Here is a 25,873-nt window from a genome sequence, read left to right on the forward strand (position 1 = left end):
ACGCTCGTCGCCGAGGGTGAAACTAACTTCACACTCGGCGACGAAAAGCCCCAAACCTATGGCGTGACGACGGGCAGGCGCGCCCAGCCGCGCACGCTCGCGGTGTGCGCCCGCTGGGCGTTCGCGTAGTCGACTTCCCAGTCCGGCCAACGCTTCAGCACTTCCTCGAAGGCCACCCGCGCCTCAAGACGCGCCAGCGCCGAACCCAGGCAGAAGTGCAGGCCCTGCCCGAAGCTGAGATGGCTTCCGCGGCGGTGGATGTCGTAGCAATCCGCATCCGGGAAGTGACTTTCGTCGCGGTTGGCCGACGCGTTCAGCAGCAGCATGAACGACCCCTCGGGAACCACGCGCCCATAGTGCTCGGCATCCCGCGCCACGTAACGGGCCTGCACCGGTGACGGCGGCTCGTACCGCAGCGTCTCCTCGATCGCCCCGGGGATCAGCGACGGGTCCGCAACGAGCTCGCGGCGTTGATCCGGGTGATCCGACAACAGTTGGCCCATGAAACCGATGAGGCGGGCGGTGGTTTCGTTGCCGGCACCGGCGATCATCGCGGTGTAGGACAGCACCTCCGTCCGCGACAGCGGGCGCCGCGTCCCGTCCGGCTCGTCGATCTCGGCCCGCAGCAACTCCGTCATCAGGTCGTCGGAGGGATGATCGGCCCGCCACTCGATGTATTCGGCAAACAAGGCAATGGAATTCGCGAACACATTGGCATCGACCGCGGCTGGGTCGCTATCCCTGGACAGTTCGATGTTGGCGACGCTGCGGTCGCGGATCTTTTCCTGATCGGCCTCGGGAATGCCCAAGAGATATCCGATGGTCCGCATCGGCATCATCGCACCGAGATCGGCGATGAAATCGAAACCGCCCTGTCCGACCAGCGGGTCCAGTTCGCGGACACAGAAGCCGCGCACCAGGTCCTCTACCGCCAGCATGCGCCGGGGCGTGAAGACGCGAGACAGCAGTTTGCGGTGCAGATCGTGCAGCGGAGGATCTTCGAACAGCAGAATGCCCGGCGGCACTTCGATATTCGCGAACAGAATGTCGGCGGTGGTGCCGCGGCCGGACCGGTAGGTCTCCCAGTTCGGCAGTTCACGCACCACGTCGTCGTACCGGCTCAGCGCATAGAAGTTGTACTTCTCGTTGTAGTACAGCGGGGCCTCTTCGCGCATCCGCTTCCACACCGGGTACGGGTTGTCGTCGATCTCGACATCGAACGGGTCGTAGTACAACTCGACGGCGCTGGGGCTTGTCATTGTCGGATCCCTATCTCAGTCGTTGCGGTGCAAGAAGCCATGTAGGAGTGCTTGGACGAGTTCCTCAACGATCACCTCCCGCGGCGGTGGATTGTTGCCGAAGTAGGTGGAGCGCAGCGCAGCCATGCCGGCGATTATCGATACGGTCGAGTGCGCGGGCAGGTCGGGGTGATCGGACCGCAATCCCCGTAATTGCATGCCTTCCACGCTGATTTGGCCCAGCACCGTGACCGCCCGGCGGATCTCGGCAATGCCGGCGTCGACCTTCTCGTCGTCGCTGAGACTGTCGGCGGCCATCAGCGTCAACAGCAGACCCTGATGTTCGACGAACACGTCGTAGAGGTTCGAGACGAACCGCCGGGTCAGTTCCTGCTCGTCGGTCTCCTCGGGAACCACCGACTGCCAGGTCTGGCCGAATTCGTCGACGAAGCTCACGAAGGGGACGACGAGCGCCTCGCGGAACAACGCGGCCTTCGAACCGAAGTTGCGGAACAGCAGGTGTTCGGTGACGCCGGCAGCCTGGGCGATCTCACGTGTCGTGGTGCTGCGATAGTCCTGGCCGGCGAAGAGCTCCCGGGCGGCGTCGAGCAGAAGCCGGCGCGGCTCGCCACGGGGACGACGCGCCACCGTGGTCGGTGTCGGCTGCTTAATTGCTCGCTGGGGCACCGATGTCCACTCCTCGAACGGCCTTCGGGATAGTATCCACTATCTCGATAGGATAGTATCCACTACCTTAAAGCGAAACCATCGGAAGGGTGACACCATGGGCGCTGTCATCATGCTCGGCACGCTGTTCGGACTGATTGTTCTGATATTCGGCCTGGTGCTGCGCTTCGACCCCGAGGCGCGGCGCGCGCCGAGCGACGAGGGTCGCCGGTGAACACCCAGATGACGCCCGCGATGGCCGGGGCCCAGTACTTTTCCTACATCGCGAGCATCGCGTTCCTGATCGCGGGGATCTACCTGAGCTACCGGCGCCGCCGCATCCACCCGCTGTTGCTTCTCGGCATTTCGGCGATCTCGTTCTCCTGGATCGAGTCACCCTACGACTGGGCGATGTATGCACAGTTTCCACCCGCGCTGCCGCGCATGCCGTCCTGGTGGCCGTTGAACGTGACGTGGGGCGGGTTGCCGTTAGCGGTGCCGATCGGTTACGTCTCCTACTTCATCATCCCTGCGGTGACCGGGGCCGCCCTCGGACGGTGGCTGAGCGCAAAGTTCAACTGGCGCAGGCCGATTACCCTGCTGGTGGTCGGGCTGGTCGTCGGTATCTGCTGGGCATTGTTTTTCAACGCCTTCACCGGCGCCCAGCTCGGCAACTTCTACTACGGGTACGTGATTCCCGGCCTCGCGATCTTCGAGGGAACCAAGCACCAGTACCCGCTCTACGACTCGCTGGCCATGGGCATCCAGATGATGCTGTTCACGTATCTGCTCGGGCGCACCGATGCGCAAGGACGCAACGTCATCGACATGTGGGCGGATAAGAGGGCGAAGAGCCGCGGCCAGTCCGCGGTGCTCTCGATCCTGGCCGCCATCGTCGTCGGACACCTGGTCTACGGCGCGGTGTTCGCGCCGCACCTCATCACGAAGCTGGGCGGCTACGTCACCGCGGGGCCGACCGAGCAGCTGTATCCGGGCGTCCCCAACCAACCCAAATAAGGCAGCGATCACATGGGTTACGAGAGCACCGCGGAGCCGATCAAAATCGGCTATCTGATGGACTTCCGCTTGCCCCAGGGCTTTCCGAAGACCTATTTCGAGGACCTGACGCAACCGTTCGATCTGGTCTTCAAGAAGGGCGTCGAGCAAGGGCTGATCGATCGACCGATCGAGATCATCTACCGCGAAGTGGAGGGTCTACCCAAGGGATCGGTCAAAGCGGTCATCGACGCCTACGGCGAGTTGTGCGACGCGGGTTGCCTGGCCATCTTCGGGCCCAATATCGGGGACAACGCGATCCCGACCCGAGAGGCCATCGAGGAGCGCTTCAAGGTCCCCTGCATCAGCGTGACCGGGTCCGACGCCGCGCTCGGCGAGTGGTTCTTCGCCTACCCGATGGGCTCGCACACCGACGAGCCGATCTTCTGGTCCGACCTGCTCGCCAAGGGCGGTCACACCGAGGTCGGCGTGCTCGTGGAGCAGTCCCTGGTCGGCGAGGCATATCTGAAGAACTTCCGGGATGCGTGCAAGCGCAAGAACATTCGCATCGTGGCCGAGGCGTCGATCGCCCAGACCGCCGGGGACGTGACGGCCGCGGTCCAGGCGCTGCACGACGCGAAGGCGCAGGCGATCGTGCACTGCGGATTCGGCTTCGGGATCGTGTTCGTCAACCCGGCGCTGCAGGCGCTGGGCTGGGATCCGCCCCGGTTTTGCGGTACCGCCTTCCAGAACGCCTGGCTCAACCCCATCATGTGGAATGCGTTCATGGGCTGGACCGGCGTCGACCAGTACGACGAAGGCAACACGGTCGGGCAGAACTTCCTCGACGAGTACAACGAGGCCTACGGCCGGCGACCGGAATGGTGTGTGCCCGTGGTCAATCGGGACGTCGCGCACACGCTGCTGCGGGCGCTGGCCGACGCCCACCCGTTGAGCCCGCGCGGCGTGAAGGAGGCGCTCGAACGGGTCAAGATGATGCCGGCCGCATCCGGCGCCCCGGGAACGCGGGTGTCGTTCGGTAACTGGTCGCGCCGCGCCTGGGTGGGCGCGGGTTACCTGGTGGCGCGGCGGCTCGACCCAGACGGAGTCAACTCACACCTCGTCGACCGGTTCGGCGAGGAGTAGGGGTCAGCCGAAGGCCTCGGGCAGCACGACCTCGCCCACCCGCTTCAGATACGGCCACGCGATGTCCGGCGGCAGCCCGCCGCACAGCGGTGACAGGTTGAGCACCTGACCGGCCTTGACGCGCGAAATCGCTTCGGGCACAGAGATGATCACGTGCGACGTCGGTGTCTCACGCAGCTCGTCGATGGTGTTGACGTGCGAAAAGCCGGCCGTCGTCTCGTCCCCGGGATTCCACGCGGCATACGTTCGCACGTCGTGCAGCAGATGCTCGCCGATCTCTTTCCATGCCTGATCGACGTCGTCTGCGACGAACACCACCGAAGGCGTGTTGCGGTCGGGAAACATCGTCGGTCCGGGCTGATGACCGTGCTCGCGGCAGGCCTCCTCGTAGGCCTCGCGCATGCCCGGCGCGTTGGCGTTGCCCAGCATGCCCAGTCCGTATCTGCCGGCCCGGCGGGCCGCCGCGACCGTTCCGCCACCCCACATCAGTCCCGGCCCGCCGGGCGTCAGCGGCCGAGGCGTCACGGTGATCGACCGCCCGTCCTCGACGACGGTTTCACCGGCGAGCAGTCGCCGCAGCAGCGCGAGTTTCTCGTCGCAGAGGCGGCCGCGCTTCTTGATCGGCACGCCGAAGTGCTCGAACTCCTCGGGCCGGTAGCCCAGGGCCAGGATGTACGACGCCCGCCCGTTGCTGATGATGTCGAGCACCGCCATGTCCTCGGCGAGGCGGACCGTTTCGTAGAACGGGAGGATCAAAATGAGGCTCAGCGCCAGGCGCTGGGTTCGCGCCGCCACCGCCGAGGCCAGCAGGAACGGTGACGGCAGGTAGCCGTCGTCGGACCCGTGATGCTCACACAGGACGGCCGCCAGACCACCGTGCTCCTCGGCCCACGCGGACATCTCGGGAGCCGCGGCGTACAGATCGGTTGGGGGCGCAGCCCATTCGGGATCGCGCATGTCGAAGCGCAGTGTGTACACGGCAAACTCCTAGGTGGCCTAATCTTGGTGATGCACGTTACACCTTCAGTCGAAGGCGTAAAGCGGCAGCGCCATGGGAATGTCCAGCGAGCTCAGCAGCCCCGGCGGCGCCTCGACGACATACGGGATCGCGTTGACCACGCGCATGGCCGTGGCCGCCATGGCGGCCCGCCCGGCCCCGTGTCCTTCGGTATCGCCCAGCGTCAGCTCGCAGTGGATGTCGGGATCTCCCTCGATGTCGACCCGATAGGTGGCGTCGCAGGCCGACGCCGGCCAGGCGGGGGCGACGTCGCGGGCCATCCGGATGACGTGCTCGATCACGATGGCCTCGCGGCCGTTGACCACCCCCGCGGCGCGCGTGCGCACCGCGCCGCAGGTGCCCGCTCTTATCGTGCCGAAGGCGACCTCGATGTCCCGGTCCGTCAGCTCACGGTCGAGCGAACCGCGTATCTCCTCCACCTCGACACCGAGTCCCGCCGCCATGAGGTAAATCGGTGCTTGCCAAGCTAATTCGATGAAGCCGGGGTTCTTGAGCATCGGCTCGAACTCGAGCGGCCGGCCAAAGCCCATCCCGTCCATCATCACGTCGGCGACCGGGTAGTGGTCGTTGAGCGCGACCTCGCTGGCCGTGATCCGGCGGATGCTCTTGGACTGCGTGGTCAACAGCAACGCGAGCTGATCGGAGGCGAAGCCGGGAAAGATGCCCGACGCGTAGAACGACGCCCGACCCGCTTTGGCCGCGCCGTCCAATTCATCGCGCCAGTTCGGCGCGAAGTAGGACGGCGGGTATACCAGGCTGGTCGACGACGTCGACACTACGTTGATGCCGGCCGACAGCAGGCGCACATAGTCGGGCACCGCCGCGCCGTCGCGTTCGGGACCGCTGGCCGCATACACCACACAGTGGGGCCGGCACGCGATCAGCGCGTCGGCGTCGTCGGTGGCGAACACTCCCAGCGGCGCCCCGCCGGCCAGCTCGCCGGCGTCCTTGCCGACCTTGTCGGGCGAATGTACCCACACGCCAACCAGTTTCAGGTCGGGGCGGCGCCGGATGGCATCGATCGCGTTCGACCCGACTCCCCCCGTCGACCACACGACAACCCGCATCAGCAGCTCTCCTCACTGGTCGTGCGCCCGCGCGGCGGCGGCCGCGGCGCGCTCGAGATAGGGCCAGGCCACCTCCGGTGCGACGCCGCCACACAGCGGATGCAACGGCAACAGTCGCCCGGGGCGCATGTAGTCGATCGCCTCGTCGGGGGTGAAAATGCGGTACGGGCCGCCGTCTTCGCGCAGCGCGTCGACGCTGTCGGCGCGGGTGATGCTGGCGACCGAATCGTCGTCGGGGCGATAGGACGCCGCCATGAGCGCGTCGTGCAACAGGTGCGGGCCCAAGTCATCCCAGGCCTGATCGACGTCGTCGGCAACGAAAACCGTTGTGGGAAGCCCCGGCACGGGAAACTGGATGATTCCCGGTTCGTGCCCGTGGGCGCGGCATTGCTCTTCGTAGAACTCTTTCAAGCCGGGCGACTCGGTCTGGGAAATGAAGCCGAGTCCGAGGGCACCGGCGCGTCGTGCGGCGGCCTTGCTGCCGCCGGCGATGAGCACCATCGGTCCGTTGGCCGATCCACATGCCGGGGTGACGCGGACCGTGCGGCCGCGATATTCGACGGGTTCACCGCGCACCAGCGGGCCGAGCACGGCAAGGATTTCATCCGCTGCCCGGCCGCGGCCGGCCATGTCGATGCCGAAGTGGTCGTACTCCTGGATTCGGTGCCCGACCCCGAACGCATAGGACACCCGCCCCTTGCTGATCAGGTCCAACACGGCGATTTCCTCGGCGAGCCGGACGGGATCCCACAGCGGTATCGGCACCGCGGCCAGCAGGATGGCCAAGGTTTGTGTTCGGGCCGCGACCGCCGACGCCAGCAGCAACGGCACGGGAAGATGACCGTCGTCGGTGCCGTGGTGCTCGGAGAGCACCGCCAACACGGCGCCGCGCGTTTCCGACCATGCGCACATGTCGATGGCCGCGGCGTACAGATCGGCGGCCGGTGCGCCCCAATGCGGGGCGCGCATGTCGAACCGAAGCGTGAACATCAGCAGGCGTCGCCCATGTGACGACATGCCAAACGCTCGTCGGGCCTCACCGATGCAGACTAACCTAAAATTTGTTCATTAAGATAGTGCCCGCTTTCTTAAACCCTTGACCGCGTCGATTCGCGGTTGTAGTTTCCAAGTCGAATGCTCGGTGATACCGGCCACCCGCCGTTGGCGTAAAGGCAACGGCCGCCCCGGCTTTCGCGTTCGCGCGGCGCGCACGCACCTGAGGAGGACAAGATGACGGCTCATCGCGTGGTGGTGTGGGCAACAGGAGGCATCGGCTCGATCGCCATCCGCGCCATTTCGCGGCGCCCCAATCTGGACTTGGTCGGCGTGTGGGTGCACTCGCCGGAGAAGGTCGGCAAGGATGCCGGTGAACTGGCCGGCGGTGAGCCGATCGGGCTGAGGGCCACCAACGACGCCGACGCGCTGATCGCGGCCAAACCCGACTGCGTCATCTATGCGGCCAGCGGGCCGGAGCGCGACGCGTTGGCCATCCCCGATTACGTCAAGCTGCTCGAAGCCGGGATCAACGTCGTGACCACGAGTACTACGCGGTTGGTCAACCCGCATGCCTACGAGCCCGCCGAATGGCGCGACCAGCTGGTCGCCGCGGCCAAGCAGGGCCAGGTGTCGCTGTACGCGTCGGGAATCGAGCCGGGTTTCGCCGCTGACTATCTGCCGCTGGTGCTGTCCACGCAGTCGTCGACGATCGACAAGATCCACTCCTTCGAGATCGGCCTGTACGACGACTACGGGGTGCCCGACATCATGAGCGACGCGCTGGGTTTCGGCCGCCCGCTCGACTACCAGCCCTGGATCGGCTACCCCGGCGCCATCGCGGGCGAATGGCAGGGGCAGATCCGCCTGATCGCCGACGCGTTGGGGGTCGAGGTGCAGGAAGTCCGCGAGGGTTTCGATCGCGCGGTCACCGACCGGACGCTGGAGGTGGCGATGGGCACGGTCGAGGCCGGGACCTGCGGCGCGCTGCGGATGCAGGCGATCGGCGTGGTCGACGGCCGGGAGGCCATCGTCATCGAGCACGTGACCCGGCTGGCGCACGACGTCGCCCCCGAGTGGCCCAAAGGGATTGGCGATCTGTCCTATCGCGTGATGATTTCCGGCGATCCGGACATCGACTGCACGCTGGCGGCGACGCTGAAAGATCCCGCGAAGGCGGGCATCGGTAGGATGACGTCCGGGGCGGGCGCCATGGTCGCCACCGCGATGCGCGTCGTCAACGCCGTGCCGTATGTCGTTGCCGCCCAACCGGGATTGCTCAGTTCGGTGGACCTGCCGTTGACGATCCCGCAAAAAGCGTTTGTCGGCGGGTAGGTCACGCCGGTTACTCTGCGGGCGTGACGGTTAATCCGCTCGAGGAACTCACCCTGGCCCAGCTGCGGCTGCGCACCAGCATGAAATGGCGCGCACATCCCGCCGACGTCCTGCCGCTGTGGGTCGCCGAGATGGACGTGAAATTGGCGCCGACGGTAGCGCAGGCGCTACGCGAGGCCATCGACGGCGGCGACACCGGATATCCCTGCGGCACCGCGCTGGCCGAAGCGGTCAGCGAATTCGCGGCGCGGCATTGGCAGTGGAACGATCTCGACGTGAGCCGCACAGCGCTGGTTCCCGACGTCATGCTCGGTGTCGTCGAGGTGTTGCGCCTGCTGACCGATCGCGGCGACGCGGTCGTCGTCAACCCGCCGGTCTACGCGCCGTTCTACGCTTTCGTCACCCACGACGGCCGTCAGGTGATCGAGGCGCCGCTGCGCGATGGGCGAATTGACTTGGGCGCCTTGGAGAATGCCTTTGTTCGGGCCCGTGCGGGGGCTCCCAGCGACGCGAAGGTCGCCTATCTGTTGTGCAATCCCCACAACCCGACCGGATCGGTACACACCGCCGACGAACTGCGCGGGGTCGCCGAGCTCGCCCGGCGGTTCGGCGTGCGGGTGGTGTCCGACGAGATCCACGCGCCCGTCATCCTGCCCGGATCGCGCTTCACGCCCTTTCTCACCGTCCCCGGCGCCGAGAACGCCTTCGCCCTGACCTCGGCGTCGAAGGCTTGGAATCTGTCCGGTTTGAAAGCGGCCCTGGCGATCGCCGGACCGGAGGCGGCCGCCGACCTGAACAGGATGCCCGAGGAGGTCAGCCACGGGCCCAGCCATCTCGGCGTAATCGCCCACGCCGAGGCATTTCGCAGCGGCGCCGGCTGGCTCGACGCGACCTTGCGGGGCCTCGACGAGAACCGGACATTGCTGGGCGAGCTGGTCGCCGAACACCTTCCCGGAGTGAAATACCAATGGCCGCAAGGCACCTACCTCGCGTGGCTTGATTGCCGGGAACTCGGTTTCGTCGAGGAGGCCGCCGACGGCCTTGCGGTGGTCGCCGACCTGTCCGGGCCCGCCCGCTGGTTCCTCGATCACGCGCGGGTAGCGCTCAGTTCCGGCCACGTGTTCGGAACCGGCGGAAACGGACACGTGCGATTGAACTTCGCCACCTCGCAAGTCATTCTGCGCGAGGCCCTGTCGCGCATGGGCCGGGCCTTGGCCGACGCGCGCTAGGCAATGGCGTTGTAGCCCTTTGGGCTCACCTCAATGAATCTGCTACTAGACGAACTCGCGCCGGCGAGAGAGGCTAGCAGAGGTGCCGGTTCACCGGAGGAGCTGAATATGCATGTGCTGCGAACCCCGGACTCCCGATTCGAAAACCTGGAGGACTACCCGTTCGTTGGGCACTACCTGGACGTAACCGCAAGTGACACTCGCCCGCTGCGCATGCACTACCTCGACGAGGGGACGATCGAAGGGCCGCCGATCGTGCTTTTGCACGGCGAGCCCACGTGGAGCTACCTCTACCGCACGATGATCCCTCCCCTCACCGACGCCGGGAACCGTGTGCTGGCACCCGATCTGATCGGTTTCGGCCGTTCGGACAAGCCCAGCCGGGTCGAGGACTACACCTACCAGCGGCACGTCGAATGGGTGACCTCCTGGTTCGAGCACCTCAACCTCAGGGACGTCACGTTGTTCGTGCAGGACTGGGGATCGTTGATCGGGCTGCGCATCGCCGCCGAGCAGTCCGACCGCATCGGGCGGCTGGTGGTGGCCAACGGTTTCCTGCCCACGGCGCAACGGCGCACCCCGCCCGCCTTCTATGCCTGGCGCGCCTTCGCCCGCTACTCCCCCGTGCTGCCCGCGGGCCGCATCGTCAGCGCCGGGACCGTTCGCCGGGTGCCGTCGAAGGTCCGCGCCGGGTACGACGCGCCCTTCCCCGACAAGTCGTATCAGGCCGGGGCGCGGGCGTTCCCTCGGCTGGTCCCCACCTCGCCCACCGATCCGGCGATCCCGGCCAACAGGAAGGCCTGGGACGCCCTCGGCCGCTGGGAAAAGCCGTTCCTCGCCATCTTCGGGGCCCGCGATCCGATCCTCGGGCGGGCGGACAGCGCACTGATCAAGCACATTCCCGGGGCCGCGGGCCAGCCACACGCCCGCATCAACGCCAGCCACTTCATCCAGGAGGACCGCGGGCCCGAACTGGCCGAACGCATCCAGTCTTGGCAGCAGGCCTGGCGCTGAAGCCGCCAGACCATGACCTTCGACAACCCACGGGTCGGATGGCGCTCGACGTGATCCGATCATGTCCATCTCAACCACTTTCAAGTCTTCGCGCAACAACAGACCCCCCGGCGCTTCGATCATGGTTGGAAGGACACCATCGACGTTGCACCGGCTGAAGCGGTGGAAGTGATCGTGCGGTTCACCGACTATCGCGGAACGTATCTGGTCCATTGCCACACCTCGAGCACGAGGACATGGCGATGATGGCCGACTTCGTCACGGTCTGAGTGGGTCCCGTGCGGGCAGACCGTGTCAGCTCCCAAACCGGCCGCGCATCAATGCCATTCCCTCGCTGTAGACCGAGCGCACCGCCGCTGCGGCATCGGATTCGTTGGCACCGACGGGGATGAAGGAGCCCACCCAACTCAGCGCGCACCTGTTCTCGCCGAGCGGATGCAAGGTGATGGTTGCCCGGTAATCGGCCACGGGAAACGGTCCGGTCATAATCATGGAGTAACGGGTTCGCCATTGCTCCTCGTCGATCTCGTCGAGCCGTTCGACCATGCACTCGCCATCGACCGTGACGGTGCGAAGCATCCCGATACCGGCCCCGCGGGTCCTGACCGTGCCGTCACGCGAGGCGACCAGCATCTCGACGAATCCGCCGAAATCGGCGACTAGCCTCCACACCTGGTGCACCGACGCACCCAGTTCGCAGCATTCGTGGACTTGCGTCATGATCGCGTTCCGCGAGCTGTCGCGATAGGGCCGCGCCCGTGGGAAAGGCCGTCATGCAGGATCTCGTCAAGCGCAGTCGGGGTCAGGCCGAACGTGTGCGCAGTCTCCGAGGAATCCATCACGAACGGCTTTTGGAGCTGATACTGCATCTCGGGCAACTCGCGGACCACTTTGGAGCCCAACGCCGCCGCAGCCAGCAACCAGCCCGGCATGCGGCGGAGCTTGGGTGCGCCGACTCGAGCGCAGTCGGCCAATACCGTCGCCAACTGGCGCGGCGACACCGCGGGGTTGGTCGGAACGTGCCACGGTCGTCCCCAACTACGCTCGTCGGCGCCCGCAGCGACCAGAGCGCGCGCGGCATCGACGGTTCCGGTCCAGCTGTGTGGCGCATCGAGATCGGCCGGGAATAGTGCTGTTTTGCCGGCAAGCACCTTGGGCGCGACCATGATCGTGAACACCGAGATGGCGCCACGGCCGATGAAATCGCTGGCGCGGACCTCGGTTGCGCGGACCCGGCCGGCGTCATGCGCGGCCTTTGCCTGCATCCAGACTTCTGCGCGCAGTTCGCCTTTTATCGAGTTCGGTTTCAGCGGCGAGTGTTCGGTGATCGAGCCGGTCACGGGGCCGTAGCCGTACAGATTGCCCAACATCACGTAATCCGCCCCAGCCGCGATCGCGGCGTTGAGCATGCCGGAAGCGAGGGCGGGAAGGCGCGTGCGCCACAGGTGATACGGCGGGGCGGCGCAGTTGTAGAGGGTAGTGACCCCCTTGAGCGCACCCACCAACTCGTCGGTTTTCGACGCATCAACCGCGATCCGCCGGATCTGCGGATGGCTCGGACCGCTGCCGCGCCGGGTGATCAGCCGTACCTCATGGCCAGAGTCGGCGAGCAGCTCAGCGGTCGCTACACCCGCACCACCGGCTCCGACAACAACTTTCACGGACATGTTTCTCCTTCAGGGCATTGAAGTCCCACTATTCGTGCGGCCGGCTACACTGCGCTAGTGGCATAAATGCCACGCTTAGGGAGGTTCTGGCCATTCATCACATTGCGGTGGTCGCCGTCCCGCCGGTCGGTGCGTTCGAGCTATCGATCCCCGACCTGCTGTTCGGCGGCGTGCAGATCGATGGCCGCGAAGCTTACGCAGTCCGCGCCTGCACACCGGTGCCCGGACCGTTGGCCACGCGAGGTGGGTTCGAGGTAATCGTCACCGGCTCTCTGGAGGTGATCGGCGGCGCCGATACCGTTCTCGTTACCGGTACCGGCGCCCGCGACGAGGTCGCACCCGAACTGGTTTCGGTGTTGCAGGAGGCCGCAAGTCGCGGTGCGCGGATCGCGTCGATCTGCACCGGCGCGTTCGTCCTGGCTGCTGCGGGCTTGCTGGACGGGCGGTGCGCGACGACGCACTGGCGTTACGCCGCGGAGTTGGCGCAACGCTATCCACACGTGCAAGTCCGACCCGAAGTGCTGTTCGTCGAAGACGGGCCCGTCGTAACGTCGGCCGGATTGGCCGCCGGAATCGACCTATGCCTGCACCTCATTCGCACCGATCACGGTGCGGCAGTTGCAAATACGATCGCACGCCTGGCCGTTGTTGCACCTGTGCGCCCCGGCGGGCAAGCGCAGTTCGTCGCCGCGGCGGTCCCTACGGCGGCACCTGCCAGCTTGAGTCAGACCCGGGCTTGGGCCCTGACAAAGATTCAGGACAAGCTCACACTCGCCGATTTGGCTGATCACGCAAAGGTCAGTATTCGCACGCTTAATCGACGCTTCCGGGATGAAACTGGACTCAGCCCACTGCAATGGCTGCTGCAGCTGCGGATCGACCGCGCACGTGAACTCTTGGAGACTACCGATCTGCCGGTCGGGGTCATCGCCCACCGCAGCGGGCTCGGTTCCATTGATTCGCTACGCGACCATTTCATTCGCAAGACCGGTCTGACCCCAAGCGCCTATCGTGCTGCTTTCACCCACTCCCCCAAGCAAACAGGTAACGTCACGTCGCCAAAGTGACCGACTAAAGCGCATTTCCCAACGTCGACGCTCAACGGGTAACCGCGAGCACCGCTTCCGCGAGTTCGGGCCGGCAGACCACCAGATCCGGCAACTTCGGATCGGGTTGGTTGTAGGCCAGGGCGGAGCCGTCGATGCGAGAGGTGTGCAATCCGGCGGCCCGTGCCACCGCCACCGGCGCGGCGGAGTCCCATTCGAACTGGCCGCCGGCGTGCACGTACACATCGGAGAGCCCTTGCACTATCGAAGCGACTTTGGCTCCCGCGGAGCCCATTTCCACCAGCACCCCGTCCAGCGCATCCTTCACGTTCAGGGCGATGGCGGGAGGGCGGGTGCGCGACACCACGATGCGCGGCTTGCCCGGTACGGCGGGAGGCGAGGCGACGTCGGGAGTCGCCAGCGTGATGCCTTGCGCCGGCAGCGCCACGGCGCCGGCGACCAACTCACCGGCCTCCCAGAGCGCGACGTGCACGGCCCAGTCGTCGCGTCCCAGCTCGGAGAATTCCCGGGTGCCGTCCAGCGGATCGACGATCCAGACCCGGTCCGAGCGCAATCGCACCGGGTCATCGGCGCCCTCTTCGGAGAGCACGGCGTCACCGGGCCGCTCCGCGGTGAGCGCTTCCATCAGAAAATCGTGGGATCGCTTGTCCCCCGCGGCTTTCCGTTCAGCGGCTTCCGCGTGGGCGAATTCGTCTCGAACGCCGAGCAACAACCGACCGGCCTCGGTGGCCAACCGTGCGGCCAGATCATGGTCATTCATCAGCAACCCCGCGGAATCCTCAATAACTTGGTAGCGATGACCAACTTTACCCTGTCAGACGCGAAAACGGGCAGCAGCCCACCGGCAAAGTTTCACCCGTAATCTAATGAGCGTGAGCGGCAACGCCAACGTCCCATCGAGGCGGTTGCGGCACACCTCGCGGGGGCGACTGATCGGGGCCGGGATTGTCGCGGCCGCGGTGCTGGTCGGGGTCCTCGCCGTGGTGGGCGTGCAGCTGAGCCAGGGCCATCAGAGCGCGACGGCGCCCAGCACCCAGCCGCCGCCAGCGCCGGAGAGCTTCGCCATCCCGGGCTGCTATAACCCGTCCGTTCCCCCGGTCGCGCGCCCGAAGAAGCTCAACGTTCTGGGCTGCGCCAGTGTGGCCGTTGCGCTGCAGGACATGTCGTGGACGTCCTGGGGACCGCAGGGCGCCGACGGGACCGGCACGGCGGTGTTCAAGCTCTGCGACCCGAATTGCGCAACGGGGTCTCAGCTGACCGAACCGGTCGTCGTGCACGCATGGAATCCGCAGCCGCCGCGCCGCGAGGCGATCTGCCAGTCCGGATTGGAGATTTACGCCGACATGATCCTGGCTTTCCCCAAGGGCGTTCCACCACCGACCGTGCAGAAGATGAACACCCAGTACAACGGCGAGCCGGCCGTGCACTTCGCCAATTACTCGAGCGGCGATACGCGCGGCACCCAATTCATCGGCTACACGTTCTGCAATTAGCCGCTGAGGGCTCAGATCGATGGCGGCGACCCGCATCGCCCAGCTTCGCTGACCTCGCGATCGCCGCTAGACCTCGATGACGACCGCGCCGCCCTGGCCGCCGCCGGCGCACATCGCCGCGACGCCGATGCCGCCGCCGCGGCGGGCCAGCTCGTAGGCCAACGTGGTCACCATGCGCGCACCCGAGGCCGCGATCGGGTGGCCGAGGCTGCAGCCGCTACCGGAGAAGTTCACCTTCTCCTCGTCGAGGCCGTATTCGCGGCAGGCCGCGATCGGGACGGAAGCGAACGCCTCGTTGATCTCCCACAGGGCGACGTCGCCCGGCGACAGGCCGGCCCGCTGCAGCGCCTTCCCGATGACCTTCACCGCACCCAGGCCGCAGTCCCTGGGTGCCACGCCCGCGGCGGCCCAGGCCTTGACGGCGCCCATCACGTTGAGCTTGTTGGCTTTGGCGTAGTCGCTGTCGACGAGCGCGACGGCCGCGGCGGCATCGTTGGTGCCGCTGCTGTTGCCCGCCGTGATCGAGAAGCCCTCGATCTCGGGGTGCAGCACCTTCAGGCCGGCGAGCTTCTCGATGGTGGTGTCGCGGCGCGGGTGCTCGTCGACGGCGAACTCGGTGACCGAGCCATCGAACTGGGTGATCTTCAGCGGCAGGATCTCGTCGGCAAACTTGCCGGCGTCCTGGGCGGCAACGGCGCGCTGATGCGAGCGGGCCGCCCAGGCGTCCATCTCCTCGCGCGTGATGCCGACCGCCTGCGCGGTGTTCCAGCCGACCGTGATGGACATGTCCTTGGCGGGCGCGTCGGGCGTCTCCACGTGCGTAGGAGGCATCCAGCGCTCCTCGAACTTCAGCTCGGGGCCGGGGATCCGCCAGTTGGTCAGCGGCGTCATCGACAGCGACTGCACCCCGCCGGCGATGAGCGCCCGTTCCATGCCCGAGCCGATCTGCGCCGCGGCGTTGCCGATGGCGGTAAGGCTGCCCGCGCAGTGCCGGTTGACCGATTGCCCGGGAACGTGGTCTAGGCCCGTCGCGGTCGCCGCGTAACGGGCGAGATCGCCACCGCCGTAATGGGATTCGGCGAAGATGATGTCGTCGATGTCGGCGGGATCGACGCCCGATCTGCGGACCACCTCGGGCAGCACGGCGGTGATCAGTGTCTCGGGCGGGGTGTTAACCAGCGTCCCCTTGAACGATCGGCCGATAGCGGTCCGGACGGCTCCGACAATGACGGGTGTTCCCATGTTCTCAACCTCGTTGTTGTGGGCGGTCAGACGCCGCGAATCGTATCAAATACTGTATAGACAATAGTAATGGTCTAAGTTCAGTGGGCCGGGCTCGTGTGACGGCGCTAACAATTAAGCGGTTCGGGTAAAAACGGAGGCCAACCGTTGAAGACCAAAGGTGCGCTGGTCTGGGAACTGAACGAGCCATGGTCGGTCGAAGAGATCGAAATCGGCGATCCCCGCCGCGGCGAGGTGACCGTCCAGTTGGAGACGGCCGGTCTGTGCCACTCCGACCACCATTTGATGACGGGCGACTTCCCGATCCCGAGCTATCCGGTGCTCGGGGGCCACGAGGGCGCCGGCATCATCACCGGGATCGGCGAGGGCGTCGAACACCTGGCCGTGGGCGACCACGTCGTCATGTCGTTCATCCCGTCGTGTGGGAAGTGCACGCCATGCCAGACCGGACTGCGCAACCTCTGTGACCTCGGCATGGGCCTGCTGTCGGGACAGTCGGTCTCCGACGGATCGTTTCGTGTCACAGTGGCAAGAGGCCACCAAGTCGTCCCAGTCATCCCGATGTCGTTGCTGGGCACCTTCGCGCCGTATGTGGTGGTGCACCAGACGTCGGTGGTCAAGATCGATCCGACGATCCCGTTCGACGTAGCCTGCCTGGTGGGCTGCGGGGTGACCACGGGCTACGGCTCGGCGGTGCGCAGCGCGGCGGTCTCGCCGGGCGAGGACGTCGCGGTCATCGGCATCGGCGGCGTCGGCGTCGCCGCGCTGCAGGGCGCCCGCATCGCCGGGGCCCGGCGCATATTCGCCGTCGACCCTTACGAGTGGAAGCGCGAACAGGCGCTCAAGTTCGGGGCCACCGCGGCGTTCGCGGACGTGGGTAGCGCCGCGGCCTGCATCGCCGAGGCCACGCGAGGCCTGATGTGCCACAAGGTGATCGTCACCGTGGGCCACGTGGAGGGCAAAGACGTCGAGTCGTGGATGGGGCTGACGGCCAAGGGTGGGGTGTGCTGCCTCACCGGCATGGCCAGCGTGCTGGCCAACGATGTCACGCTCAACCTCGCCGGACTCTCGCTGCTGCAGAAAAGCTTGCAGGGCAGCATCTTTGGTGGCGGAAACCCGCAGTACGACATCCCCGCGATTCTCGAGCTCTATAAACTGGGGCAGCTCAATCTCGACGACATGGTGACGCGGGAATACACCCTCGAGCAGATCAACGACGGCTATCGCGACATGCTCGAGGGCCGCAACATCCGTGGCGTCATCCGCTTCACCGACGCCGACCGCGCGTAAGCCACCGCCGCTATGGGCACAATGGCTCCATGACAACCCTCCCCCACGCCGGCCGCGACGCCACCCAGCAACTCGCCTACCGCGTCGCGGCGATGCTGCTCGGCATCGGCACCCTGCACTTCGTCGCGCCCAAACCCTTCGACTCCATCATTCCGGTCGAGCTGCCGGGTAGCCCGCGGCTCTATACCTACGCGTCGGGTGTGGCCGAGCTGGCGATCGGGGCGCTGCTGGTGCCGCGGAGCACCCGGCGGTCCGCAGCGCTGGCCGCCGTGGCGTTGTTCGTCGGGGTCTTTCCGGGCAACGTCAACATGTGCCGGCTGTGGTGGGGCAAGCCGTGGCCGATGCGCCTGGTCGCCCTGGCCCGGCTGCCGATGCAGATTCCGATGATCACCACCGCGCTCAAGATCCGGCGCGACAGCTGACGCACCGCGTAGGCCAGCCCTGCATGCGAATTTGATTGTGCGACAAGTGGGATGGCCCGCCATAGTGGTTAGGAGGCCGGCGTGAGCAAGACGGGCATTGCGGCATTGCTCGCGGTCGCGGCCGCCCTGATGGTCGGCGCCGGGGATGTCGTCCAGCAGCGCTCCGCACAGCAAGTCACCGACAAACCGGTCGGCACCGTCGCCCTGTTTCGCCGGCTGCTGCGCGACAGGCAGTGGTGGACGGGCAGCCTGGTGGCCGCGGCCGGGTTCGGCTTCCAGGCCGCCGCCCTGGGCCTGGGTTCGGTGGTGCTGGTGCAGGCGCTGTTGGTGACCTCGCTGCTGTTCGCGTTACTCATCAGCGCACGGGTGGCACATCGCCGAATCACACAGCGGCAAGGGATTTGGGCGGTTCTGCTCGCCGTCGCCGTCGCGGTGGTGGTGACGGTCGGCGACCCCCAGCAGGGCACCCCGCGCGGGTCGGTTCACACGTGGACCGTCGTGGCGTTGGTCATGGGTCCGGCGCTGGCCCTGTGCGTGATCGGCGCGCGCGTGTTCCCGGGTTCGGTCGGCGCACTGTTGCTGGGCCTGATGTCCGGCGCGCTGTGGGGGCTGTTTTCGGTGTTGACCAAGGGCGTGGTCGACCAGCTCGACCGCGGTATCCCGGCGCTGTTGCGGACGCCCGAGTTGTACGTGTGGGTGGTGCTGGCGATCGCCGCGACCGCTTGGGAGCAGTCGGCGTTTCGGGCCGGCCCGCTCACCGCGTCGCTGCCGGCGGTCACCGTCGCCGAGCCGATCGTCGGATCGGCGCTGGGTGTCACCGTGCTGGGTGAGACGTTGCGCACCAACGACGTCGGCTGGGTGGCCTTGGGTTTATCGGTTGCGCTGATGGGGGCAGCGACGGTGGCGCTGGCCCGCAGCCAGGCCAGCTACACCCCGTCGCCTGACGAAACGCCCTCTCGCGCAACAGAATCAGCCTGAGGTCGGCTCAGGGGTGAACCGACCCGGTGGGCGGTGCCGTCGGGATCGACGTAGGCGAATTCGCGCAGGCCGTACGGTGTGTCCTGCGGGGCGATCAGGCGACCGCCGAGGTTCTCCAGTGCCGCCCACTGCGCGTAGAGGGCATCGGCGTCGCTGACGTAGAAGTACACGCTGGCGGCGGTGCGCAAGGGGTCGTGCTCGGCCCACTCGGTCAGGTGGATCGACACCGACCCGCGATCGGCGAATCCGTAGCGGTCCGGGCCCTTGTACGCGCGGGCGTCGAAACCGAGCCGGCGGTACCGGTCGAGCGCGACGTCCAGGTCTCGGACGGGGACGATTGGCGATACCGAGGTGAATTCGACTGCGGACATTCAGCGAACATAGCCTCTGACGCCGACTTCGCGCGCAACGGCCGTCGCTGCCGTAAGAGCCTGCACGCGAGCGCATATGCGGCAAATCCACATGCGACCCGCCCCGCTGTCGTAGGCTCCATGCGCATGAGGAGCCAGCTGACCGCTGCAGTTGCCATTGCCGCCGCCGCAATACTGATCGCCGGGTGCGGTGGCGACAACGCCGGAGGCGCCGCTTCGTCGTCGACCACCAGCACGACGGCTGCGCCGAAGACTCCCCTGGCGCAGGCCGGACTGCCCGACCTGATGCTCTCGCCGAACGATATCGGTACCGTGCTGGGCGTCACCGGGACGACGAGCGACCCACCGGTCACCAAGTTGGTGGAAGACCCGGTGCAGCGCTCGGACTACACATTTCCCGCCGAATGCCGATACAGCACTCACGCGGCGTTGGCGTCGGTCTACGCCGACAGCGGAAGCACCGCGGTGTACGGCTACCACGACCAGGCGCCGGCTCCCGCGGGGGCCGATCAGCTGGAAAGCCCTGACGTATACCAATTTGTGGTGCTGTTTGCGTCGCCCGAGCAGGCGAGCGCGTTCTTCACGACGTCGACTCAGCGCTGGCCCGCCTGCGCCAACCGCCAGGACACCGTTCCGGCCGCGGACGGTAAGCCGGAACTTCAGTGGAAGGTGGGCCAGGTGTCCAACGCCAACGGAGTGTTGAGCGCTCCGGTGACCATCACCATCTCCTCGAACGGCAACAGCGTGACCATGCCCTGCCAGCGGGCGCTGACCGTTCGCAACAACGTCGTCATCGACGTCGATGCGTGCCGCAAGGACGTCGGGGACGCGGGCGTCAGCATCGCCAATCAAATCGCGGGAAAAGTCGACAAGCAATAGCCGCCAGTAAGGGTCGCCGAATCCGAATGGCCTTCTGCTGTTTACCTATTGGCGGTAGTAGCCCGCGATAACGAGGGCGTACGCTCTGGCGGCCGAGTCGGTCACCCGATGATGCTTGCGCGCCAGTGATCCGATCTGAAGCCGTACATGGCACCGCACTACGTAGTTTCCGAGGTAGGTTGTCCGCGGGTTAGGTCGTACCGCCTTGAGGAGGGATACGTGGGCACATCGGAAAAGGCATCCAAGCCACGCGCCGGGCAGCCAGTCATCCACCTCTCTCAGCTGTTGCGCGCCCCCGTGCTGGCCCGCTCCGGGGAAACGGTGGGCCGGGTCGAGGACGTGATCGTGCGGCTGCGGGGAGCCGAGGAGTATCCGCTGGTGGCGGGGATCGTGGCCGGGGTCGGCGGGCGCCGCGTCTTCATCGGTGACAAATCCATCGACGCATACTCCACGGATCGAGTTCTGTTGACCAAGAACAAGGTTGACCTTCGCGGGTTCGAACGCCGCGAGGGTGAGGTGCTGTTGCGCACCGATGTGTTGGGCCACCGGCTGATCGACGTGGCCACCGTCGAGTTGGTGCGTGCCTACGACATCGAGCTGGAGCAGGCCGGCCAGGGCTGGATGGTCACCCGCCTGGACACCCGCCGTCCGCCGCGGTTGTTCGGGCTGATCAAGCACTCGGGCGGGCACGCGTCTCGCGATTGGAAGGCGTTCGAGCCGCTGATCGGCCACGCACGCTCGGATGCCGTGCGGCGACTGTCGGACCGGTTCGGCGACCTCAAGGCCGCCGAGATCGCCGATCTTCTCGAAGAAGCGGACAAGGCCGAGGGCGGCGAGATCCTCGATCGGGTGCACAGCGACCCGGAGCTGGAGGCAGACGTCTTCGAGGAGCTGGATCCGGAAAAGGCCAGTCGGCTGCTCGACGGCATGCCGGACAACGAGGTCGCCGCGCTGCTGGGCCGGATGCGCGCCGACGATGCCGCCGACGCGATCGCCGACCTGCGCCAGTCGCGGCGCCGGCGTGTGCTCGAGTTGATGCCCGGCCCGCAGCGCACCAAGGTCATCACGCTGATGGGGTTCAACCCCGAAAGCGCGGGCGGGCTGATGAATGTCGACTCGGTGACCTGTTCGGCCACCGCCACCGCGGGCGAGGCGTTGGCGTTGATCGCCGCGTCACGCAGCATCCAACCGGAAGCGCTCATCAAGGTGCATGTGCTCGATGAGGACAAACGACTCGACGGTGTCGTCTCGGTCATCAACCTGTTGCAGGTCGATCCCGCCGAATCCCTTGCGGCCCTGATGGATTCCGATCCGGTGCGGGTCGACGCCGACGCCGACCTGACCGACATCGCGCTGCTGATGGCGGATTTCAATCTCTACTCCATCCCCGTAGTCGACGAGCAGGATCGGCTGCTCGGGGTGGTGACCGTTGACGACGTGCTGGAGGCGACCATCCCCGAAGACTGGCGCCGCCGCGAGCCCGCGCCGCGCCCGATCCGCGAGACCACCGCCGACGACCGTGACACGCCGCCGAGGGGAGGAAGCGCGCAGTGAGCTCCGGCGAACAGGACGCCACCCGGGCCGACGCGCAGGCAGCGCAACGCCCCGAGCCCGCGCATGCCCGGCGCACCGCGGTGCTGGACAGCGCGCATCTGGGTGACATCGAGGGGGCGTTCGGGCGCATCAGCGTGGGGGAAACCGAGCACGCCCGCACCTGGAAAACGCGGCTGCTGACCCTGCTCGCGATCGTCGGGCCCGGAATCATCGTGATGGTCGGCGACAACGACGCGGGCGGGGTGGCCACCTACGCCCAGGCCGGCCAGAACTACGGCTACTCACTGCTGTGGGTATTGCTGCTGCTGATCCCCGTGCTCATCGTCAACCAGGAAATGGTGGTCCGGCTCGGCGCGGTCACCGGGGTCGGGCACGCCCGGCTGATCAACGAACGCTTCGGCCGCGGCTGGGGCTGGTTTTCTGTCGGCGACCTGTTCTTGCTCAACTTCCTGACGATCGTCACGGAGTTCATCGGCGTCAGCCTGGCCGCCGAGTACATCGGCGTCTCCAAATACATTGTGGTCCCGATCTCGGCGGTGGCGTTGGTGGCGATCATGGCCAGCGGCAGCTTCCGTCGATGGGAACGGGCCATGTTCATTTTCATCGCGGTCACGCTGCTGCAGATCCCGATGCTGCTGATGTCACATCCGCAGTGGGGACACGCGGCGAAGTCGTTTGTCGTGCCCGGCATTGCGGGCGGAATCAGCTCGGATGCCGTGCTGCTGATCATCGCCATCGTCGGCACCACCGTGGCGCCGTGGCAGTTGTTCTTTCAGCAGTCCAACGTCGTCGACAAGCGCATCACGCCCCGGTTCATGGGCTACGAACGCGCGGACACCGTGCTGGGCGCCTTCGTGGTGGTGGTCGGCGCCGCCGCGTTGATGATGACCGGCGAGTGGGCGGCCCGCTCTACCAACACCTTTGGCGGCTTCACCGACGCCGGTGTGACGGCGCATCTGCTGGGAGAGCACCGCCCGGGCCTCGGGTCGATCTTTGCCATCGTGCTGATGGACGCCTCGATCATCGGGGCCGCCGCGGTGACCCTGGCCACCAGCTATGCCTTCGGGGACGTGTTCGGGCTGAAGCACTCGCTGCACCGCGGCTTCGCCGATGCCAAGCAGTTCTACCTGTCCTATACCGCGATGGTGGTCCTGGCCGCGGCCATCGTGCTGATTCCGGGCGCCCCGCTCGGGTTGATCACCACCGCCGTCCAGGCCCTCGCGGGCTTGCTGCTGCCCAGCGCCAGCGTGTTTCTGCTGTTGTTGTGCAATGACCGAGAAGTGTTGGGGCCGTGGGTCAATCGCGCTTGGCTGAACTGGGTCGCCGGGCTGATCGTCGGCGTTCTGCTGCTGTTGTCCGGAATCCTGATGGCCACCACGCTGTTTCCCGGCCTCGATGTCGTCGCCGTCGCGGGCTATCTGACCCTTGGGCTGGTCATCCTCGCGGCGGCCGCGGCACCGGTGCTGCGCTGGCTGGCCCGTCGTCAGCCCGCACGGCCCCGGCCACAACTTCCGGGCCGCGGCGTCGATCGCAACACCTGGCGCATGCCGCCGCTGGCCCTGCTCGAACCTGTCACCTGGTCCCCCGGAACCCGGCTCGCGATGATCGCCCTGCGGGCCTATCTGGTCGTCGGGGCGTTGCTTCTGGTGGTCAAAGCGATCCAGCTCGGTCGCTGACCGCTTGGATCCGGCGGGCCACCTCGCCGTAGCGCTCGAAGCGCTCCTGGTCAGCGACGGAGTTGTACATCACCAATCGCGTTGCGGTTCCTGCGTACTTCGCCGTCAACGCGTCGGCCAACCCGTCCCAGGTCGACTCGGTGGCGAAGACAGCGATGTGATCATCGCTGACCTGGGCCGCCATGCCGGCGAAGTCGCCGGCCTTCTGCTTTTCCCGGATCCGGGCGGTCGTGCCATCGAAACCCGCCTCGTCCCAGATGAATGCGTAGTTGGGCGTGCTCCCGTAGAAGGCCATGCTGGCACGCACGACTTCGCGCTGCCGGTCCCGCTCCTCGTCGGTATCCCCGACGATCGTCATGACGGGCACGATGATCGCGATGTCCGACGGCGAACGGCCCGCTTTCTGCGCGCCTTCGCCGACCGTCGGCAGAACGTGGCGGGCCAGGTAACCCGGTTCGCCGATCGGGTGGACGTGCACCCCGTCGGCCACTTCTCCCGCCATCCGCAGCATCCACGGATTGACCGCTGCGATATCGACTTTGGGGTCGGGAGCGTCGATGGGCCCCGGGCTCCACTGCGGGGTGATGAAGTCGAGATCGTAGAAGTCGCCGTGGTGGTCGAGCGTCCCGGAACGAAACGCCTTGAAACACGCCTTGACGGCCAGCAGGTAGTCGCGCAGCCGGGGCCCGGGCCGTTCGAAGGCGGTGCCATAGCGCCGCACCACGTGGGTGCGCACCTGCGTTCCGAGGCCCAGCCGGAACCGTCCCTTGGTGGCTTCCTGCAGTTCCCAGGCCGCGGCGGCGGTCACGAAGGGACTGCGCGGGAAGGCCACCGCGACGCCCGTCGACAACTCCAGGTCCGGCGCGGCCTGCGACGCCACGGCGGCGTTCAGGTACGCGGTGCGGCCCGTCTCGGTGAACAACAAACCGGAGAACCCGACGGCTTGGGTCCGCCGGGCGAGCTCACCGATTTTGCCGAGCGGCTGGGGAATCGTCATCGCGTCGACGTGCATGGTGGGAGCGTACGTCGCGCCGCGGGCCGCGCCGCGCGGGCTCGTCAGCCTCGGCCGCGCGGGGTCAGCGTTTCGTCGGCCGCCGGCTCACCGGGGCGGTGAACCCTTCGGTGTCGTCGAAGAATGCCCATTGCCCGTCGTCGTTGACCTCCATGCGCCAACCCAGCTCGGTGTCGCCGCCCACGGAGCCGACGAACCAGGCGTGCGCGGCCTCCGCGTCGGCAAAGTTCTTCGTCGCGACGACCCGGCCACGCGGGTCGATGACGCGAAACTCGGGCATGGGATCTAAGTATCCCTGCCAGGCGGTTTTCAATCCCGGAAATCGCCTATTCGGCCCGGCACGCTGGGGCCGGCCGGCGCGGGGCTACAGCGTGCGGGCCAGCCGGTTGGCGAGGATCTCGGCAAACCTCGCCGGATCGTCGAGCGCACCACCCTCGGCGAGAAGTGCTGTGCCATAGAGCAATTCCGCGGTCTCCGCCACCGAGGGGTCGTCGCTGCGGTCCTGGTGCGCTTGGCGCAGGCCGGTGACGAGGGGGTGGTTGGCATTGAGTTCGAGGATCCGCTTGCCCACCGGAATGTCCTGTCCGGACGCGCGGTAGATGCGCGCGAGCGCCGGTGTGATCCCGAAGGCGTCGGTGATCAGGCAGGCCGGCGAGTCCGTCAGTCGGTTCGACATCCGAACTTCCTTGACGTGGTCGGACAGCGTGTCCTTGAGCCAGGTCAGCAGGTCGGCGAACTCCTTTTGCTGCTCTTCGCGCTCGGCCTCGCTCTGCTCGCCGTCGGAGCTGAGGTCCACCTCGCCCTTGGCGATCGACTGCAGCGGCTTGCCGTCGAATTCGGTCACGGTTCCCACCCAGACCTCGTCGACCGGGTCGGTGAGCAGGAGCACCTCGTAGCCCTTGGCCTTGAACGCCTCGAGGTGCGGCGACTTCAGGATCTGCTGGCGCGACTCCCCCGTGGCGTAGAAGATCTGCGTCTGGCCGTCCTTCATGCGCTCCACGTACTGGGCGAGCGTGGTGGCTTCCTCCTCGCTGTGCGTCGAGGCGAATGAGGAGACCTGCAGCAGCGTCTCCTGGTTGTCGAAGTCCGACAGCAGGCCCTCCTTGACGACCCTGCCGAATTGGGTCCAGAAGGTGCGGTAGTCATCGGGGCGCTCGGACTGCAGATCCTTGATCGTGGCGAGGACCTTCTTGGTCAGTCGGCGCCGGATGGCCTTGATCTGCCGATCCTGTTGCAGGATTTCGCGGGACACGTTCAGCGACATGTCCTGGGCGTCAACGACACCCTTGACGAAGCGCAGGTACTCGGGCATGAGCTCGTCGCAGTCGCCCATGATGAACACCCGCTTGACGTAGAGCTGTATCCCGGTCTGGGCGTCGCGGCTGAACAGGTCGAACGGGGCGTGCGACGGGATGAACAGCAACGCCTGGTACTCGAAGGTGCCTTCGGCGCGCATCGCGATGACCTCGAGCGGGTCGTCCCAGGCGTGCGCGATGTGCTTGTAGAACTCCTTGTACTCC

Annotated in this window: 26 protein-coding genes and 1 pseudogene; 14 read left to right on the top strand and 13 right to left on the bottom strand. The window is 66.6% G+C overall.

Features of this window, described 5'->3' with window-relative positions:
• Positions 1-56 precede the first annotated feature (56 nt).
• Together A5646_RS01025 and A5646_RS01030 are read right to left on the bottom strand one after the other, a co-directional pair.
• Positions 57-1,259 carry a cytochrome P450 gene (locus A5646_RS01025; protein WP_067019226.1) on the bottom strand — a complete coding sequence of 401 codons (1,203 nt, stop codon included), beginning with the start codon at positions 1,257-1,259 and terminating at the stop codon, positions 57-59.
• A 15-nt stretch (positions 1,260-1,274) separates the two neighbouring features.
• Positions 1,275-1,925: a TetR/AcrR family transcriptional regulator gene (locus tag A5646_RS01030; protein WP_067019229.1), complete on the bottom strand. Its 651-nt coding sequence runs from the start codon at positions 1,923-1,925 to the stop codon at positions 1,275-1,277.
• Positions 1,926-2,135: 210 nt separating this feature from the next.
• Here A5646_RS01030 and A5646_RS01035 point away from each other — a divergent pair, with 210 nt between their 5' ends.
• Positions 2,136-2,921, top strand: coding sequence for a spirocyclase AveC family protein (locus tag A5646_RS01035; RefSeq protein WP_067019232.1), 786 nt, complete (start codon positions 2,136-2,138; stop codon positions 2,919-2,921).
• A 12-nt stretch (positions 2,922-2,933) separates the two neighbouring features.
• A complete protein-coding gene (locus A5646_RS01040) occupies positions 2,934-4,046 on the top strand; it encodes an ABC transporter substrate-binding protein (protein ID WP_067019235.1) in 1,113 nt (370 codons plus the stop codon).
• 3 nt (positions 4,047-4,049) lie between these two features.
• On the opposite strand, the gene A5646_RS01045 is transcribed toward A5646_RS01040, so the two are convergent.
• Genes A5646_RS01045 through A5646_RS01055 form a run of 3 tightly spaced genes read right to left on the bottom strand, consistent with a single transcriptional unit; the run spans position 4,050 to position 7,121 of the window.
• The gene (locus A5646_RS01045; protein WP_067019239.1) at positions 4,050-5,024 is read right to left on the bottom strand and encodes an LLM class flavin-dependent oxidoreductase; all 975 of its coding nucleotides are present in this window, start codon (positions 5,022-5,024) and stop codon (positions 4,050-4,052) included.
• Positions 5,025-5,069: 45 nt separating this feature from the next.
• Positions 5,070-6,131, bottom strand: coding sequence for a dihydrodipicolinate reductase (locus A5646_RS01050; protein WP_067019242.1), 1,062 nt, complete (start codon positions 6,129-6,131; stop codon positions 5,070-5,072).
• Positions 6,132-6,143: 12 nt separating this feature from the next.
• Complete coding sequence (locus tag A5646_RS01055) at positions 6,144-7,121, bottom strand: LLM class flavin-dependent oxidoreductase (RefSeq protein WP_067019261.1); 978 nt, start codon at positions 7,119-7,121, stop codon at positions 6,144-6,146.
• Between the two features lie 240 nt (positions 7,122-7,361).
• Between A5646_RS01055 and A5646_RS01060 the strand changes: the two genes are divergently transcribed.
• From A5646_RS01060 to A5646_RS29690, 4 genes and pseudogenes are all read left to right on the top strand, one after another.
• Complete coding sequence (locus tag A5646_RS01060) at positions 7,362-8,459, top strand: dihydrodipicolinate reductase (RefSeq protein ID WP_067019245.1); 1,098 nt, start codon at positions 7,362-7,364, stop codon at positions 8,457-8,459.
• 23 nt (positions 8,460-8,482) lie between these two features.
• Positions 8,483-9,688: a MalY/PatB family protein gene (locus tag A5646_RS01065; RefSeq protein ID WP_067019248.1), complete on the top strand. Its 1,206-nt coding sequence runs from the start codon at positions 8,483-8,485 to the stop codon at positions 9,686-9,688.
• 108 nt (positions 9,689-9,796) lie between these two features.
• The gene (locus tag A5646_RS01070; protein ID WP_066871375.1) at positions 9,797-10,702 is read left to right on the top strand and encodes a haloalkane dehalogenase; all 906 of its coding nucleotides are present in this window, start codon (positions 9,797-9,799) and stop codon (positions 10,700-10,702) included.
• Positions 10,703-10,822: 120 nt separating this feature from the next.
• Positions 10,823-10,948, top strand: a pseudogene (locus A5646_RS29690) (multicopper oxidase domain-containing protein); the annotation flags it as partial.
• 48 nt (positions 10,949-10,996) lie between these two features.
• On the opposite strand, the gene A5646_RS01075 reads toward A5646_RS29690, so the two are convergent.
• Both A5646_RS01075 and A5646_RS01080 read right to left on the bottom strand, forming a co-directional pair.
• Positions 10,997-11,422 (bottom strand): SRPBCC family protein, encoded by a 426-nt coding sequence (locus A5646_RS01075; protein ID WP_066871372.1) that lies wholly within the window; start codon positions 11,420-11,422, stop codon positions 10,997-10,999.
• Complete coding sequence (locus A5646_RS01080; RefSeq protein WP_066876033.1) at positions 11,419-12,369, bottom strand: NAD-dependent epimerase/dehydratase family protein; 951 nt, start codon at positions 12,367-12,369, stop codon at positions 11,419-11,421. Before A5646_RS01080 ends, A5646_RS01075 begins: the two co-directional genes overlap by 4 nt.
• A 107-nt stretch (positions 12,370-12,476) precedes the next feature.
• Between A5646_RS01080 and A5646_RS01085 the strand changes: the two genes are divergently transcribed.
• Positions 12,477-13,436, top strand: a complete 960-nt coding sequence (locus tag A5646_RS01085; RefSeq protein ID WP_369806896.1) for a GlxA family transcriptional regulator — start codon at positions 12,477-12,479, stop codon at positions 13,434-13,436.
• A 31-nt stretch (positions 13,437-13,467) separates the two neighbouring features.
• On the opposite strand, the gene A5646_RS01090 is transcribed toward A5646_RS01085, so the two are convergent.
• On the bottom strand, positions 13,468-14,196 hold the full coding sequence (locus A5646_RS01090) for a 3'(2'),5'-bisphosphate nucleotidase CysQ (protein WP_066871366.1): 729 nt from the start codon (positions 14,194-14,196) through the stop codon (positions 13,468-13,470).
• Between the two features lie 106 nt (positions 14,197-14,302).
• Here A5646_RS01090 and A5646_RS01095 point away from each other — a divergent pair, with 106 nt between their 5' ends.
• Complete coding sequence (locus tag A5646_RS01095) at positions 14,303-14,929, top strand: hypothetical protein (RefSeq protein WP_369806897.1); 627 nt, start codon at positions 14,303-14,305, stop codon at positions 14,927-14,929.
• Positions 14,930-14,995: 66 nt separating this feature from the next.
• Here A5646_RS01095 and A5646_RS01100 read toward each other — a convergent pair whose 3' ends face one another.
• Positions 14,996-16,171 carry a thiolase family protein gene (locus A5646_RS01100; protein ID WP_067019252.1) on the bottom strand — a complete coding sequence of 392 codons (1,176 nt, stop codon included), beginning with the start codon at positions 16,169-16,171 and terminating at the stop codon, positions 14,996-14,998.
• Positions 16,172-16,318: 147 nt separating this feature from the next.
• Here A5646_RS01100 and A5646_RS01105 point away from each other — a divergent pair, with 147 nt between their 5' ends.
• The 3 genes from A5646_RS01105 to A5646_RS01115 all read left to right on the top strand — a co-directional run bounded on the left by A5646_RS01105 (position 16,319) and on the right by A5646_RS01115 (position 18,861).
• Positions 16,319-17,461, top strand: coding sequence for an NDMA-dependent alcohol dehydrogenase (locus A5646_RS01105; RefSeq protein ID WP_066876029.1), 1,143 nt, complete (start codon positions 16,319-16,321; stop codon positions 17,459-17,461).
• Between the two features lie 29 nt (positions 17,462-17,490).
• Complete coding sequence (locus A5646_RS01110; RefSeq protein WP_066871357.1) at positions 17,491-17,883, top strand: hypothetical protein; 393 nt, start codon at positions 17,491-17,493, stop codon at positions 17,881-17,883.
• An 81-nt stretch (positions 17,884-17,964) separates the two neighbouring features.
• The gene (locus A5646_RS01115; RefSeq protein ID WP_067019255.1) at positions 17,965-18,861 is read left to right on the top strand and encodes a DMT family transporter; all 897 of its coding nucleotides are present in this window, start codon (positions 17,965-17,967) and stop codon (positions 18,859-18,861) included.
• On the opposite strand, the gene A5646_RS01120 is transcribed toward A5646_RS01115, so the two are convergent.
• Positions 18,810-19,232 (bottom strand): VOC family protein, encoded by a 423-nt coding sequence (locus A5646_RS01120; protein WP_066871351.1) that lies wholly within the window; start codon positions 19,230-19,232, stop codon positions 18,810-18,812. The genes A5646_RS01115 and A5646_RS01120 overlap by 52 nt on opposite strands.
• A 126-nt stretch (positions 19,233-19,358) precedes the next feature.
• Between A5646_RS01120 and A5646_RS01125 the strand changes: the two genes are divergently transcribed.
• The 3 genes from A5646_RS01125 (at position 19,359) to A5646_RS01135 (ending at position 23,341) form a co-directional block, all read left to right on the top strand.
• Positions 19,359-20,111, top strand: a complete 753-nt coding sequence (locus tag A5646_RS01125) for a sensor domain-containing protein (protein WP_066876044.1) — start codon at positions 19,359-19,361, stop codon at positions 20,109-20,111.
• Positions 20,112-20,330: 219 nt separating this feature from the next.
• Complete coding sequence (locus A5646_RS01130; protein ID WP_066876020.1) at positions 20,331-21,665, top strand: magnesium transporter MgtE N-terminal domain-containing protein; 1,335 nt, start codon at positions 20,331-20,333, stop codon at positions 21,663-21,665.
• An 80-nt stretch (positions 21,666-21,745) separates the two neighbouring features.
• Positions 21,746-23,341, top strand: a complete 1,596-nt coding sequence (locus tag A5646_RS01135) for an NRAMP family divalent metal transporter (protein WP_156752787.1) — start codon at positions 21,746-21,748, stop codon at positions 23,339-23,341.
• Here A5646_RS01135 and A5646_RS01140 read toward each other — a convergent pair.
• From A5646_RS01140 to htpG, 3 genes are all read right to left on the bottom strand, one after another.
• Positions 23,316-24,353 carry a TIGR03617 family F420-dependent LLM class oxidoreductase gene (locus A5646_RS01140; RefSeq protein WP_067019258.1) on the bottom strand — a complete coding sequence of 346 codons (1,038 nt, stop codon included), beginning with the start codon at positions 24,351-24,353 and terminating at the stop codon, positions 23,316-23,318. The genes A5646_RS01135 and A5646_RS01140 overlap by 26 nt on opposite strands.
• A gap of 64 nt (positions 24,354-24,417) precedes the next feature.
• Complete coding sequence (locus A5646_RS01145) at positions 24,418-24,633, bottom strand: hypothetical protein (RefSeq protein WP_066871339.1); 216 nt, start codon at positions 24,631-24,633, stop codon at positions 24,418-24,420.
• Positions 24,634-24,717: 84 nt separating this feature from the next.
• On the bottom strand, positions 24,718-25,873 hold a 1,156-nt coding region (htpG, locus tag A5646_RS01150; RefSeq protein ID WP_082984591.1), incomplete at its 5' end, for a molecular chaperone HtpG.

It is taken from the genome of Mycobacterium sp. 1245499.0 (genome assembly GCF_001673615.1).
GTDB lineage: Bacteria > Actinomycetota > Actinomycetes > Mycobacteriales > Mycobacteriaceae > Mycobacterium > Mycobacterium europaeum_A.

Coding starts and splice junctions, on each gene's coding strand:
- A5646_RS01025 (WP_067019226.1), bottom strand. CDS start 1,259: ATGACAAGCCCCAGCGCCGTCGAGTTGTACTACGACCCGTTCGATGTC.
- A5646_RS01040 (WP_067019235.1), top strand. CDS start 2,934: ATGGGTTACGAGAGCACCGCGGAGCCGATCAAAATCGGCTATCTGATG.
- A5646_RS01050 (WP_067019242.1), bottom strand. CDS start 6,131: ATGCGGGTTGTCGTGTGGTCGACGGGGGGAGTCGGGTCGAACGCGATC.
- A5646_RS01055 (WP_067019261.1), bottom strand. CDS start 7,121: ATGTTCACGCTTCGGTTCGACATGCGCGCCCCGCATTGGGGCGCACCG.
- A5646_RS01060 (WP_067019245.1), top strand. CDS start 7,362: ATGACGGCTCATCGCGTGGTGGTGTGGGCAACAGGAGGCATCGGCTCG.
- A5646_RS01070 (WP_066871375.1), top strand. CDS start 9,797: ATGCATGTGCTGCGAACCCCGGACTCCCGATTCGAAAACCTGGAGGAC.
- A5646_RS01075 (WP_066871372.1), bottom strand. CDS start 11,422: ATGACGCAAGTCCACGAATGCTGCGAACTGGGTGCGTCGGTGCACCAG.
- A5646_RS01080 (WP_066876033.1), bottom strand. CDS start 12,369: ATGTCCGTGAAAGTTGTTGTCGGAGCCGGTGGTGCGGGTGTAGCGACC.
- A5646_RS01090 (WP_066871366.1), bottom strand. CDS start 14,196: ATGAATGACCATGATCTGGCCGCACGGTTGGCCACCGAGGCCGGTCGG.
- A5646_RS01095 (WP_369806897.1), top strand. CDS start 14,303: ATGAGCGTGAGCGGCAACGCCAACGTCCCATCGAGGCGGTTGCGGCAC.
- A5646_RS01100 (WP_067019252.1), bottom strand. CDS start 16,171: ATGGGAACACCCGTCATTGTCGGAGCCGTCCGGACCGCTATCGGCCGA.
- A5646_RS01110 (WP_066871357.1), top strand. CDS start 17,491: ATGACAACCCTCCCCCACGCCGGCCGCGACGCCACCCAGCAACTCGCC.
- A5646_RS01120 (WP_066871351.1), bottom strand. CDS start 19,232: ATGTCCGCAGTCGAATTCACCTCGGTATCGCCAATCGTCCCCGTCCGA.
- A5646_RS01125 (WP_066876044.1), top strand. CDS start 19,359: ATGAGGAGCCAGCTGACCGCTGCAGTTGCCATTGCCGCCGCCGCAATA.
- A5646_RS01140 (WP_067019258.1), bottom strand. CDS start 24,353: ATGCACGTCGACGCGATGACGATTCCCCAGCCGCTCGGCAAAATCGGT.
- A5646_RS01145 (WP_066871339.1), bottom strand. CDS start 24,633: ATGCCCGAGTTTCGCGTCATCGACCCGCGTGGCCGGGTCGTCGCGACG.